This is a genomic window from Thioclava sp. F34-6, assembly GCF_002213235.1.
Classification (GTDB): Bacteria; Pseudomonadota; Alphaproteobacteria; order Rhodobacterales; family Rhodobacteraceae; genus Thioclava; species Thioclava nitratireducens.
In genome coordinates this window covers 257,574-270,143 of the sequence record NZ_NBOA01000006.1, presented here as the reverse complement: position 1 = coordinate 270,143, position 12,570 = coordinate 257,574, and the positions used below count along the sequence as shown (strand labels likewise).

At 66.2% G+C, this 12,570-nt stretch carries 14 protein-coding genes; 9 read left to right on the top strand and 5 right to left on the bottom strand.

Going from position 1 to position 12,570, the window contains the following annotated elements; translation table 11 throughout:
- Window positions 1-13: 13 nt before the first annotated feature.
- The 5 genes from B6V72_RS14515 to B6V72_RS14495 all read left to right on the top strand — a co-directional run bounded on the left by B6V72_RS14515 (window position 14) and on the right by B6V72_RS14495 (window position 4,741).
- The gene (locus B6V72_RS14515; protein WP_088735869.1) at window positions 14-1,093 is read left to right on the top strand and encodes an FAD-binding protein; all 1,080 of its coding nucleotides are present in this window, start codon (window positions 14-16) and stop codon (window positions 1,091-1,093) included.
- A complete protein-coding gene (gene glcF, locus B6V72_RS14510) occupies window positions 1,093-2,370 on the top strand; it encodes a glycolate oxidase subunit GlcF (RefSeq protein WP_088720135.1) in 1,278 nt (425 codons plus the stop codon). The genes B6V72_RS14515 and glcF overlap by 1 nt, the downstream gene beginning before the upstream one ends.
- A gap of 69 nt (window positions 2,371-2,439) precedes the next feature.
- Window positions 2,440-3,237 carry a S1 family peptidase gene (locus B6V72_RS14505; protein WP_088720136.1) on the top strand — a complete coding sequence of 266 codons (798 nt, stop codon included), beginning with the start codon at window positions 2,440-2,442 and terminating at the stop codon, window positions 3,235-3,237.
- A 5-nt stretch (window positions 3,238-3,242) separates the two neighbouring features.
- A complete protein-coding gene (locus tag B6V72_RS14500) occupies window positions 3,243-4,124 on the top strand; it encodes a serine protease (protein ID WP_075775722.1) in 882 nt (293 codons plus the stop codon).
- Window positions 4,125-4,276: 152 nt separating this feature from the next.
- Complete coding sequence (locus B6V72_RS14495) at window positions 4,277-4,741, top strand: Hsp20 family protein (RefSeq protein WP_075775721.1); 465 nt, start codon at window positions 4,277-4,279, stop codon at window positions 4,739-4,741.
- A 69-nt stretch (window positions 4,742-4,810) separates the two neighbouring features.
- Here B6V72_RS14495 and B6V72_RS14490 read toward each other — a convergent pair whose 3' ends face one another.
- Window positions 4,811-5,275: a hypothetical protein gene (locus B6V72_RS14490; RefSeq protein WP_075775720.1), complete on the bottom strand. Its 465-nt coding sequence runs from the start codon at window positions 5,273-5,275 to the stop codon at window positions 4,811-4,813.
- A gap of 98 nt (window positions 5,276-5,373) precedes the next feature.
- Complete coding sequence (locus tag B6V72_RS14485) at window positions 5,374-5,715, bottom strand: LysR family transcriptional regulator (protein WP_233243161.1); 342 nt, start codon at window positions 5,713-5,715, stop codon at window positions 5,374-5,376.
- Between the two features lie 141 nt (window positions 5,716-5,856).
- Between B6V72_RS14485 and B6V72_RS14480 the strand changes: the two genes are divergently transcribed.
- The 3 genes from B6V72_RS14480 to B6V72_RS14470 all read left to right on the top strand — a co-directional run bounded on the left by B6V72_RS14480 (window position 5,857) and on the right by B6V72_RS14470 (window position 8,769).
- Window positions 5,857-7,047: an MFS transporter gene (locus B6V72_RS14480; RefSeq protein WP_088735868.1), complete on the top strand. Its 1,191-nt coding sequence runs from the start codon at window positions 5,857-5,859 to the stop codon at window positions 7,045-7,047.
- A 9-nt stretch (window positions 7,048-7,056) separates the two neighbouring features.
- Window positions 7,057-7,671 carry a glycosyltransferase family 29 protein gene (locus B6V72_RS14475; protein WP_088735867.1) on the top strand — a complete coding sequence of 205 codons (615 nt, stop codon included), beginning with the start codon at window positions 7,057-7,059 and terminating at the stop codon, window positions 7,669-7,671.
- Between the two features lie 75 nt (window positions 7,672-7,746).
- Window positions 7,747-8,769, top strand: a complete 1,023-nt coding sequence (locus tag B6V72_RS14470; RefSeq protein ID WP_075775716.1) for an aspartate-semialdehyde dehydrogenase — start codon at window positions 7,747-7,749, stop codon at window positions 8,767-8,769.
- 235 nt (window positions 8,770-9,004) lie between these two features.
- On the opposite strand, the gene B6V72_RS14465 is transcribed toward B6V72_RS14470, so the two are convergent.
- The 3 genes from B6V72_RS14465 to B6V72_RS14455 form a co-directional block, all read right to left on the bottom strand.
- A complete protein-coding gene (locus B6V72_RS14465) occupies window positions 9,005-9,835 on the bottom strand; it encodes an NlpC/P60 family protein (RefSeq protein WP_088735866.1) in 831 nt (276 codons plus the stop codon).
- A complete protein-coding gene (locus tag B6V72_RS14460; protein WP_240497734.1) occupies window positions 9,832-11,256 on the bottom strand; it encodes a leucyl aminopeptidase family protein in 1,425 nt (474 codons plus the stop codon). Before B6V72_RS14460 ends, B6V72_RS14465 begins: the two co-directional genes overlap by 4 nt.
- An 85-nt stretch (window positions 11,257-11,341) precedes the next feature.
- Window positions 11,342-11,686 carry a hypothetical protein gene (locus B6V72_RS14455; RefSeq protein WP_088735865.1) on the bottom strand — a complete coding sequence of 115 codons (345 nt, stop codon included), beginning with the start codon at window positions 11,684-11,686 and terminating at the stop codon, window positions 11,342-11,344.
- Between the two features lie 203 nt (window positions 11,687-11,889).
- On the opposite strand from B6V72_RS14455, the gene B6V72_RS14450 reads away from it, so the two are divergent.
- On the top strand, window positions 11,890-12,540 hold the full coding sequence (locus B6V72_RS14450; RefSeq protein WP_075775714.1) for a carbonic anhydrase: 651 nt from the start codon (window positions 11,890-11,892) through the stop codon (window positions 12,538-12,540).
- The last annotated feature ends 30 nt before the right edge of the window (window positions 12,541-12,570 follow it).

Here is a 12,570-nt window from a genome sequence, read left to right as displayed (position 1 = left end):
GAAGGCAGATTTCATGAGAGTTGAAAGCGAGGCGCAGCTGGCCGAGGCCGTCCGGGATGCGGGTGGCGCGCTGGCGGTGCGTGGAGGCGGCACGCGGCCGGTTGGACGTTGTCTGGGCGAGCCGCTGGAAGTCGGGATTTCGGGCATCACGCTCTATGAGCCGGGCGCGCTGACGCTGGTCGTCGGCGCCGGAACGCCCCTCGCCGAGGTGGAGGCCGCGATTGCCGCCGAGGGTCAACGTCTGCCCTTCGAACCAGCGAATTGGGGCCCGGTCCTGGGCGTGCGCGGTCAGAGCACCGTAGGCGGTGTCGTGGCGGCGAACGTCTCGGGGCCGCGCCGGGTGCAGGCCGGGGCCTGTCGCGACAGTCTGATCGGCACGCGTTTCGTCGACGGGCGCGGGCAGATCGTGAAAAATGGTGGCCGGGTGATGAAGAACGTCACCGGCTACGATCTGGTGAAGCTGATGGCGGGAAGCTGGGGCACGCTCGGCGTGATGAGCGAGGTGGCTTTCAAGCTGCTGCCCGCCGCGCCGTCTCAGGCGACGGTGGTGATCGACCTTCCGGCAGGGGCCGCGCAAGTTGCGCTGGCGGCGGCGCTTGGTTCGCCCTTCGACGTGTCCGGTGCGGGCTGGTTGCCCGGCACCGGCGCGGTGGTCCGGGTCGAAGGTCTCGCCGAATCCGTCGCCTACCGGGCGGAACAGTTGCGCAGACTGATGGAGCCGTTCGGCCCGGTTCGGGTCGAGGAAGAGGGCTCGGCCGCGATCTGGCAAAGCCTGCGCGATCTGGAGCCGTTTATCGGCAAGGACGGCGATCTGTGGCGGCTCTCGGTGAAGCCTTCGGAGGCGTCTGACATCGTGGCAAGGCTCGGCGGCGAGGTGCTGCTCGACTGGGGCGGCGGGCTGATCTGGGCGCTTCTGCCGGAAGGCAGCGATGTCCGCGCCTTGGCCTCGCCCTATACCGGCCATGCGACCTGCATGCGCGGCGTGGCGGGCGTGACCTTCGAGCCCGAACCCGCGCCGATCGCAACGCTCACCACCGCGCTGCGGGCGCAATTCGACCCCAAAGGTATTCTGAACCCCGGAAGGATGGGCTGATGCAGACGAATTTTTCGCCCGAACAGCTGAAAGATCCCGGCGTCGCGCGCTCCAACGAGATCCTGCGCGCCTGCGTCCATTGCGGGTTCTGCACTGCGACCTGCCCCTCCTATCAGGTGTTGGGCGACGAGTTGGACAGTCCGCGCGGGCGCATCTACCTGATCAAGGACATGCTGGAGAATGACCGGCCCGCGGATGAGAAGACGGTCAAGCATCTCGATCGTTGCCTGAGCTGCCTGGCCTGCATGACGACTTGCCCCTCGGGCGTGCATTACATGCATCTGATCGACCATGCGCGTGCCCATGTGGAGAAGACCTACAAGCGCCCGATGATGGACCGGCTGCTGCGCTGGACGCTGGCGAAGATCGTGCCCTATCCGGGCCGCTTCCGTCTTGCGATGGGCGGCGCGAAGTTGGCGAAGCCCTTCGCGGGGCTGCTGCCCGACAAGCGCCTGCGCGCGATGGTGGGCATGGCGCCGAAAACCATCCCGCCGGTCAGCCGCAACGATGACGCTCAGGTTTTCGCGCCTATGGGCGAGAAGAAATACCGCGTGGCGCTGCAGATCGGCTGCGCGCAGCGGGCGCTCAACACCGATATCAACGACGCGACGATCCGGCTGCTGCGGCGGTTGGGCTGCGAGGTGGTGATACCGAAGAACCTTGGCTGCTGTGGGGCGCTGTCGCATCACATGGGCCGCGAGAAAGAGAGCCATGCGCAGGCCGCGCACAATATCCGTGCCTATCTGAGCGAGGGCGATCTGGATGCGGTGATCATCAATACGTCGGGCTGCGGCACGACCGTGAAGGATTACGGGCATATCTTCCGCAACGATCCGATCGCCGAGGATGCGGCGAAGGTGGCTGGGCTCGCCTGCGACATCTCGGAATTCCTCGTGAAGATCGGTCTGCCCGAGGGCAAGGGCGGGATGCGAGTCGCCTATCACGCGGCCTGTTCGCTCCAGCACGGTCAGCAGATCAAATCCGCGCCGAAGGATCTTCTGAAACGCGCCGGCTTCGAGGTGGTCGAGCCTGCCGATAGCCATCTGTGCTGCGGCTCGGCGGGCACCTACAACCTGCTGCAGCCGGAGATTTCCGACGAGCTTAAGAAGCGCAAGGTGGCGACGCTCGAGGCGAAGCAGCCGGAGGTGATCGCGGCGGGCAATATCGGTTGCATGGTGCAGATCGGCGGCGGCACGGAGGTGCCCGTTGTCCACACTGTCGAACTTTTGGATTGGGCCACGGGCGGGCCGAAGCCACCCGCGCTTGCGCAAGCGTGATCCACGCCACAATCTGGCCGCATCGGGGCGCTAAGCAGGACGAAACGCCCCGCAATCTTCGGAGCCCCGATGCGCCTTCTTGCTCTCGCTCTTGCCTGTCTGACGGCCGTTCCTGTGCTTGCGCGGGCCGAGACGATCACCCATGCGACGCCCTTGCGCGCGCTGGAAACCGGCGACGATACGCGCGGCTGGCAGGCGGTCGGGCGGCTCGATCTGGGTCATGGCAGCTTTTGCACCGGCACGCTGATCGCGCCTGATCTGGTGCTGACGGCGGGGCATTGCCTCTATGACAAGCGCAGCGGTGCGCTGATAGACGCGCGGGAGATCGAGTTCCTCGCGGGTTGGCGCAACGGCCGCGCCGAAGCCTATCGCAAGGTGTCGCGCGCGGTGCTGCATCCCTCCTATCACTATGGCGGGCCGGTCGGCGTGAAGCGTTCGGAATTCGATCTGGCGCTGATCAAGCTCGCCCAGCCGATCCGCCTGCCACAGCTTCAGCCCTTCGAAGTGTCGCGCAGCGCGCCTTATCGTGGCGAGGAAGTCGGCGTGCTCTCCTATGCGCAGGGCCGCTCGGAGGCACCGTCGCTGCAACGAAACTGCTCGGTGCTGGAGCGCGCAGGCGCGACGGTCGTGATGAGTTGCTCGGCCGATTTCGGGGCCTCGGGCTCGCCGGTCTTCAGCTTCGCCAACGGCCGCCCCGAGATCGTCTCGGTGGTCTCAGCCAAGGCCGAGATGGGCACGCGCCCGGTCTCGATCGGGGCGCTGGCCAATGGGGTCGCCGATCTGCGGCAGGCCATCGAGAGCCGCGACAACGTCGCCACTACCCGCGAAATTCGCGCGGGCGGGGCCAAGTTCATCAAGGCGAACTGAGCGCGATGGGCGTGAAGCGGGTCATCTTCGGCGTGATCGCTCTGGCACTTCTTGGTGGCATGGGCGAGGCGCAGGAGGCGCGCAACTCCGCGCTCGATCGCCTGTCGCAACGCGCGGATCTCTTCGGCTGGGAGGCGGTGGGCAAGGTCACCATCGGGGCCGAGGGCTATTGCACCGGCGTGCTGATCGCACCCGATCTGGTGCTGACCGCTGGCCATTGCATCTTCGACCGACGCGCGCAGGGGCCGCGCGATCCCGCGACGCTGGGTTTTGCAGCCGCGCAAACCGACGGGGCGGAGGTGGCCGCGCGCCCGGTCGTCGCGATGGTCGCCGATCCGGACTATAACCCGTTCGTGCCGCTCTCGATCGACACCGTGCGCCACGACGTCGCGCTTTTACAGCTCTCCGCGCCGATCCCGACGTCGATCGCCGCGCCTTTTCGTGTCGGCGACGTGCCCGCCGCAGGGGCGGAAGTATCGGTGGTGTCTTATGCGCAGGGCCGGGCCGATGCGCTGTCGTGGCAAAAGGCCTGCCGCGTGTTCGGGCGGGCCAAGGGGCTGATCGGCTTCGATTGCGATGTCGATCACGGCTCCTCGGGTGCGCCGGTTTTCGACCGCTCGGGGCTTGCTGCTGGCGGGCGGGCGCAGATCGTGTCGCTGGTTTCCTCGGGCTCGCGCAGGAATGGCGTCTCGCGCGCCTATGGGATGGAATTGCCCGCGATCGTCGCGCAGTTGAAATCCGCGCTGCGCAGCGGGCGCGGCGTGATCCGCGCCGCATCCCCCAGCGTCTCCGCCGCGCCGCAGATCCGTCGCACGGAGCCCGGGCAGGGCCAGCCGCGTATACTGTCTGGCGGGCGCACAACCGGCGCGAAATTCCTGCGTCCCTAAGGGCTTGGCGCGAAGCGGCGCCCCTCTTGAAACGTCGCGAGAGATTTCCCAAATTTATGAGTGCCGGAATGCCTGATGAGGGTTCTGGCGCCTAACTGCCCGGCCCCGCAAGGGGCGGGTTTCATAACCATCGCTCAAGAGAGGATGATGATATGCGAAGCTTTGATCTTTCGCCCCTTTACCGCGCCACGGTGGGCTTCGACCGCGTGGCTGATCTGATGGACCGTGCGCTGACCAGCGATCTCGCGCAGCCGACCTATCCGCCCTACAATATCGAGAAGACCGACGAGAATGCCTATCGCATCTCGATCGCCGTCGCGGGCTTCGGTTCGGATGAGCTGAGTGTCGAACTCAGAGAGGGCGCGCTGATCGTGACCGGTCGCAAGGCCGAGGACGATTCCGGTCGCACCTATCTGCATCGTGGCATCGCGACCCGTGCCTTCGAGCGCCGCTTCGCGCTGGCCGATCATGTCAAGGTCACCGGAGCCACCCATGAGGATGGGATGCTCCACCTCGATCTCGTCCGTGAAGTGCCCGAGGCGCTGAAACCGCGCCGGATCGAGATTGCGGGCCCGACCAAGTCCGAGGCCAAGCAGGTCGAGACGGTCGACGCCTGAGGCATCTGCCATCGTTGAAAAATGACGGGCGCGGGGGGAAACTCCCGCGCTTTTTGCTGTCCGGGATCGTCAGGGTGGAGTGAGGTCCTCGCCACCGCGCCTGAACACCATCACATGGTCGCCGCTGCCGGTGAAAGTAACGGCCGAACCATCAACCTGCGCCTGCTTCATGTCGAAGAACAGCTGCGCGAGGCCCGCATCGGCCTTGAACTCCGGCGTCTCCTGCTCGCAGGCGAACGTGGGCGAGGCCGAGGTCGGTCGGATGCCCAATGCGGGGTAGGGGGCGAACATCACCCCGGTCACGCAAAGGCAATGCCCGCAGACGGCGAAGCGCGAATTCTCCCCGATATAGAAGCGGATCGCGCGGGTGGGTGCCTTGCCGTCCACCGTCGCGAGGTCATAGGCGCGCCGGGTCTCCACCTTGGCGGCAAGCGTCTGGGCGTCCGAGACACCGCCCGGCATACAGGCCGCGAGCGCGGCTGCGAGACCAAGGGCGGTAACGCGCGCGGCGGTCTTCGTCGAAAAATCGCTCATGGTTCTGGTCCGTGACTGGGCCGTTTCCGGCAGCTCTCAGCAGGATGCGCGGACTGAGGACCCATCCGCATTGATCCGGCGCAAGGCCCGCCGCGGCCTCAATCAGCGACCATTGCGCCGATCAGCGCGATCTCCTCGGCGCCAGCGTCGCGGGCTTTCTGTTCCAACCGGCGGTAGGCTGCGAGGACCGCTTCGCCCTCGGGGGTGAGCGAGGCGCCACCGCCCTTCGCGCCGCCGCGCGAGCGATCCACCAGCGGTTCCTTGAATCCGGCGTTCATCTCTTCGACGAGCGACCAAGCGCGTTTGTAGCTCATCTTCATCGCGCGGCCCGCCGCCGAGATCGAGCCGTGTTCGGCGATCTCTTCGAGCAGCCGGACCTTGCCGGGGCCCAGCATCGCCTTGTCGAAATAGAGGCGCATCATCAGGCGGGTCAGTTCCATTCTGGCATCTCTCGGGCTCGTCACGTCGTGCGGCGTTTATCCTGAGCCTGTGCCCGGGCCAAGACAAGAGGACGAATGGGCCGGGTGCGCTCTTGCCATTGCCCGCGCCTTGGGCGAGCGTGCGCGCGAAGGAGCCCCCGCATGTATATTTCGATCGCCTCGCTTGTGGGCGCCTATCTTCTGAGCCAGTTCTACCGCACCTGCTTGGCCGTTCTTACGCCCGTTCTGGGCAAGGAGATCGGCGTGACGCCGGGCGATCTCGCCGTGTCTCTGGGGCTTTGGTACGGGGCCTTCGCGCTGATCCAGATTCCGATCGGCGAGGCGCTGGACCGGATCGGGCCGCGCCGCACCGTCGGCGTGCTGATGGCGCTTGGCGGGGGCGGGGGCGCCGCCGTCTTCGCGATGGCGCAGGGGCCGATGGGCATCCACCTCGCGATGATCCTGATCGGGGCGGGCTGCGCGCCTGTGCTCGTGGGCAGCTATTTCATCTTCGCGCGCAGCTTCAAGCCGGCGCTGTTCGGCACGCTCGCGGCCTCGATGATCGGGGCGGGGAGCCTTGGCAATCTCGCGGGCGCGGCCCCGCTGGCGGCCTCCATCGAGGCCTTCGGCTGGCGTCCGACGCTTTGGGCGCTCTCGGCGCTGACGCTGCTGGTGGCGGCGCTGATCCTGTGGCTCGCGCGCGATCCCGAGCGGGTGGAGCAGCCTGCAGGCCGCCGGGGTACCGCGCTCGATGTGCTGCGTCTGCCGGGCTTCTGGGTGCTGCTTCCGCTGACGGTCGCGAATTACACCGCCGCTGCCGGGATTCGTGGCGTCTGGGCGGGCTCCTATCTGGCTGATGTCTTCGGAGCGGATGCGAATCTGATCGGCCGGGTGACGCTGGTGATGGGCCTCGCGATGATCGCGGGCAATTTCGCCTACGGGCCGGCGGACAAGATTTTCGGCAGCCACAAGCGCGTCGCGCTTTACGGTAATGCGGTGCTGGCCGTGGCCTTGGCGATGCTCTTCGTGTTGCCGGGACAGTCGCTGTGGCTGGCGACGGTTCTGCTGGCCGCGATCGGCTTCTTCGGCGCGTCCTTCCCGGTGATCATGGCGCATGGCCGCACCTTCTATCCGCCGCATCTGACCGGCCGCGGCGTGACGCTGCACAACATGTTCTCGATCATGGGCGTGGCTGGGATGCAATTCGCCTCGCGGCCCGTTTTCGATGCGGTATCGGTGGGGCACACTCCTGCCGTGGCCTATGGGCTGCTGTTCGCGTTCTTCCTTGCACCGCTGGTGATCGGGCTGGTGTTCTACGTTTTCGCCCGCGACAGCGGCGACGGCTTGAGCTAAACCCATCGCATGACCCGGCTCGGATTTCTGATTAGTCGAACGTTGCGGCGCGAGGCCCCGCTTGCCGTGCTCTCCGTCTCGCAAAAGGCGTTGCTGGACGACCTTGCCGGCAAAACCGTCGCGCTTGTCGGCAATGCCCGCGCGCTGGCCGAGGGACAGGCGGGGGCGGAGATCGACGCGCATGACGTGGTGATCCGGATCAACCGCGCCCCGATGCCGTCGGCGCAGAGCCACGGCAAGCGCACCGACTGGCTGGCGCTCGCGACCTCGCTGCCCGAAGCCGAGCGCGCCCGCATCGCGCCGTCACGCATCCTTTGGATGAGCCACAAGCGCAAGCGGCTGGACTGGAAAACGGCGACCGGCCCCGGTTTCTACCTGCATCCGCTCAACGATTACGAGGGGCTGAAAGCCAAGCTTGGCGCGCAGCCCACGACCGGAGCGATGCTGATCGACATGCTCGCGCGCTCTGATCTGGCGCGGCTCGATCTATACGGGTTCGATTTCTTCGCCTCGCTATCTCTGTCGGGGCGGCGCTCGGCCGACAAGGTGCCCCATGATTTCGTCGCGGAAGCGGAGATGGTCGGCGGGCTTCTTGCCTCCGATCCGCGCATCATTCGGAACTGACTGCGCGTCGAGCCCCTTTCATTTCCTGACGTAAAGCGGTAGTAAGCCGCGTTCTATTGGAGCAAGGAGGTCCTCATGGGCTATAAAGTCGTCGTTGCGGGCGCCACGGGGAACGTGGGCCGCGAAATGCTGAACATCCTGGCCGAGCGTCAGTTCCCGGTCGATGAACTGGTGCCGCTCGCGTCGCGCCGGAGCCTCGGCACAGAGGTCAGCTTTGGCGATCAGACCCTGAAGACCAAAGACATCGAAGGGTTCGACTTCACCGGCTATGACATCGCGCTCTTCGCGATCGGCTCGGACGCCACGAAGAAATACGCGCCGATCGCCGCCAAGCAGGGCTGTATCGTGATCGATAACTCGTCGCTCTACCGCTACGACCCGGACGTGCCGCTGGTCGTGCCGGAGGTGAACCCGGAAGCCGTGGACGGTTACGCGAAGAAGAACATCATCGCGAACCCGAACTGTTCGACCGCGCAGATGGTCGTGGCGCTCAAGCCGCTGCATGACCGCGCCAAGATCAAGCGCGTCGTGGTCTCGACCTACCAGTCGGTGTCGGGCTCGGGCAAAGAGGCGATCGACGAGCTTTGGGACCAGACCAAAGGCATGTATGTGCCGGGTCAGGAAGTGGAGCCGAAGGTCTACCCCAAGCAGATCGCGTTCAACGTGATCCCGCATATCGACGTGTTCCTCGATGACGGGTCCACCAAGGAAGAGTGGAAGATGGTCGCCGAGACGAAGAAGATCGTCGATCCTGCGATCAAGCTGACCGCGACCTGCGTGCGCGTGCCGGTCTTCGTAGGCCACTCGGAGGCGATCAACATCGAGTTCGAGGAGTTCCTCGACGAGGACGAAGCACGTGACATCCTGCGTGAGGCGCCCGGCATCATGGTCGTCGACAAGCGCGAAGATGGCGGCTACATCACCCCCGTCGAATGCGTCGGCGATTTCGCCACCTTCATCTCGCGCATCCGTCAGGACTCGACCATCGAGAACGGCCTGAACATCTGGTGCGTGTCGGACAACCTGCGCAAGGGCGCGGCGCTTAACGCGGTGCAGATCGCCGAGACGCTGGGCAAGCGCGTGCTCAAGAAGGGCTGAGCGTTCGGCCTTATTTGAATTGGGAAACGCCCGGTCGGAAGATCGGGCGTTTTTCTTTTCGGGCAAAGCGATGAGGGACGCGCCCGAGCCTCGGGCGCGCGCTTTGCTCCGTCTGTGGCTGGGCGCTTTATCTCGCAAGCCCGAATGTCGCTTGTGCCCGCGAGGCCATCGCCAATGCGCCCTCCCGGGGGGAGGGGCGGCGCGGCCCGGGCTGGTCGCCCCGCGCTACAAAGCCTTACCGCGCGACCCGCTTAACCCCAAGATACGGCCCTTCGCCCGCTGCCGCGATACGTGCCTTAGCGGCCTCGATGCTCTCATAGGCTACGCTCATCGTTTTGCCGTTGGCATGGATCATCGTCTCGCCATCGCAGGCGAGCGCGACATGGCCTTTCCAGAACAGCAGGTCACCACGTCGCAGAGGCACACCTTCGGGCACGGTCTCGCCCATCTCCGCCCATTGAAGATCGCTGTCGCCCGGCACGGATTGCCCGCACAGCGCGAAACCGATCTGCACCAGCCCCGAACAGTCGATCCCCGCACGGCTGTTGCCGCCCCAGAGATAGGGCGTGCCCAGCAGTCGCTTGGCCACTGCGACGGGATCGTCCCCGGGCCGATCGAGCGCGCGCAGATGCTGCAGCGGAACGAAGCCCTCGGCGGTCACCGCGAACATGCCGGTTTCCCCCGTCACGGACAGCCGCGCGCCCATCGAGAGCTGCATCACTTCGCCGCGCTTGATCGCCGCCTCGCGATAGACATGCGTGGCGGGCGCGGTGACGACATGCGTGGCGGGCTCGGGCGTGGCGAAGGCGTCAGAGGCAATCCAACCACAATAGCCGTCCCACGCCGCCTGCACGAAGGCGAAGCCGTCGCGCTGATCGATCACCGTCACCTCGGCTCCGAAAAGAAGCTGTCGGTCGCGCAGGCTGCCGGGCTCGGGGCAGAGATCGGTCACGGGTACGATGATCCGCGCGGGCATCCCGTGGGTGAAACCCTCGGCCTCGACCTGTCCTCGCAGCGCCTCCAGCGCGAAAGCACCTGAAAAGGGCAGGCGGCGACGGTCGGTCATTTCAGCACCTCGGGCAGAGCCGCGAAGATCGCCCGCGCGCCCTGACCGACGCCGCCTTTCGGCCGGGCGGGGGCGGCCGCGGGCTGCCAGCCGTAGATGTCGAAATGGGCGAAGCGCTTGGTCTCGGTCACGAAGCGGCGCAGGAAGAGTGCCGCGGTGATCGAGCCCGCCATGCCGCCCGAGGGCGCGTTATCCAGATCGGCGATGCCGGGTTCGATCTTCGCCTCGTAGGGCGCCCAGAACGGCATCCGCCAGAGCGGATCGGCCACCGCCCCCGAAGCCTTCGCCAAAGCCTGCGCGACGCCCTCGTCATCGGTGTAGAACGGGTGAATGTCCGGCCCAAGTGCGACCCGCGCAGCCCCCGTCAACGTTGCCATGCAGACCATCAGGTCGGGTGGGGTTTCATCGGCATAGGCCAGCGCATCGGCCAGCACCAGCCGTCCCTCGGCATCGGTATTGTTGATCTCGACGGTCAGCCCCTTGCGGCTGGTCAGGATGTCGCCGGGGCGGAAACTGTCGCCGCCGACCGAGTTCTCGACCGCCGGGACCAGCACCCGCAGGCGCATCTTCGCGCCGGTCGCCATGATCATATGCGCGAGCCCCAGTACGGTGGCCGAGCCGCCCATATCCTTCTTCATCAGCCCCATCGAGGCGCCGGGCTTCAGGTTCAGCCCCCCGGTGTCGAAACAGACGCCTTTGCCGACCAGCGTCAACGCCGGCCCTTCGCTGCCCCAACTCAACTCGATCAGCCGCGGCGTGCGCGGCGAGGCGCGACCGACGGCGTGGATCATAGGGAAGTTCTGCGTCAGAAGGTCGTCGCCCTTCACGACCTTGACCTCAGCGCCGTGGCGGTCGGCCAGCAGGCGCGCCGCGCCCTCCAGTTCCTCCGGTCCCATGTCGGAGGCGGGGGTGTTGATCAGGTCACGCGTAAAAGCCTCGCCCTCGGCGACGGCCTCGATCTGCGCAGCATCCATCCCGTCCGGGCAAACCAGCCGCGCTTTCGGCGCTGCGGCTTCGGCGTAGCGGTCGAACCGATAACCTGCGAGCAGCCAGCCGAGCGCCGTCTCTGCCTTCAAAGATTCCGGCAAATCGCCCTCGATCCGCCACGCGCCTTCGGGAAGGGTCGACGCCGCGCGCGCCAGCGAGAACCGCTCTCTTGCCCGTGCCGCCGCGGTCCCGAGGCCCAGCAGCGCCGCCTCCGCGCCGTCCGCCCCCGGCAGAAGTGCGACCTGGCCCGCCTTCGCCTTGAACCCCGTTGCCTCGACGAAGGCGCGCTGCGCGGGCGGCAGATCGGCCAGAGCCTGCTCCATATCCTCGGGCGCGACGGCGATCAGGGCGCGGGCAGGCGCGTCGGCTTCGGCGAAGCGCATTGCCGGGCGCGGGGCGAGAAAGGAAAAATCTGCGGGTGCGTCTGCGCTCATGGGGGCGGCTCCTTGGCTCTGGTGGTTTCTTCGCCCCAGAGCCTAGCGCCGCGGCGCCTGCCCGCAAGGCCCGATTGCGCGCACTTCAGGAGGACAGGTCGCCGATGTCCCAGACCTCGGTAAGAGATCGTTCCGCGATCCGGCCCAGCCGCGCCATTACCGCCGCCTGCGCCACCGCATCGCCGGTCGCGATACACTCGGACAGGTCGCGCGCGGTGCGCACCATCGACACCAGACCCACATGTTCCGAGAGGTCGATCACCTTGACGATTGCGCACCGCATCTTGGCGCGTTGGCGCCATTTCGCGGCTTCTTCCAAGGCGGCGAGTTGCACGGCGAGATCCTCGACCGTGGCGCAGATGACCCGCTCCGCATCGACCTGTCCCAGCTCCACGTAGAGCACCGATAGCCGCGTCGTATCCAGCGACATCCGTTCCTTGCAACGCAAACGAGACACCTGTGTCACCACGACACCCCCCTTTGATTTCGCCATCACCCGGGCGGCAATATGGCCGACAGGTCTCAAGATTTCATTGAGCGACGCGGAGAAACCTCTCGTAACCCGGCCTGCATCGCGGTATTTGACGCTGCGATAAGACGCGAGACACCAGACCCAAAAACACCGGGGGACCGATGAGAGAGCATGTGAAGCCGCTGCCGAGCTACCTTGTGAACCGTTACCAGGGATGGCACGCGACTGCGTATGACGAGAACCGCGCCTGGTATCGCCGTCTCGCCTCCGAAGGGCAGCGTCCGCGCTCGATGATCATCGCCTGCTGCGACAGTCGCGTGCACGTCACCTCGATGTTCGGTGCCGATCAGGGTGAGTTCTTCATCCACCGCAATATCGCGAACCTCGTGCCGGAATTCACGCCCGATGGCGATCACCATGGCACGTCGGCGGCGGTCGAATATGCCGTGACCAGCCTGAAGGTCGCGCATCTGATCGTGTTGGGCCACAGCAATTGCGGCGGCATCGCGGGCTGCCACGCGATGTGTTCGGGTCATGCGCCGGAACTGGAGGAGAAAAGCTCTTTCGTCGGCACCTGGCTGAACCTTCTGCGTCCGGGCTACGAGCGCGTCACCGACCTCCCCGAGGATCAGCAGGTGCTGGCGCTCGAACGTGAGGCCGTGAAAGTCAGCCTCGAGAACCTGATGACTTTCCCCTTCGTGCGCGAGGCGCTCGACGCCGATCGGATGACGCTGCACGGGCTGCGCCACGACATCGGCGAGGGTACGCTCGAGCAATACGTCTCCGGCTCGGATCGGTTCGAGAAGCTCTGAGGCTTTGCAAATTCGTTGACCCCCTTCGCG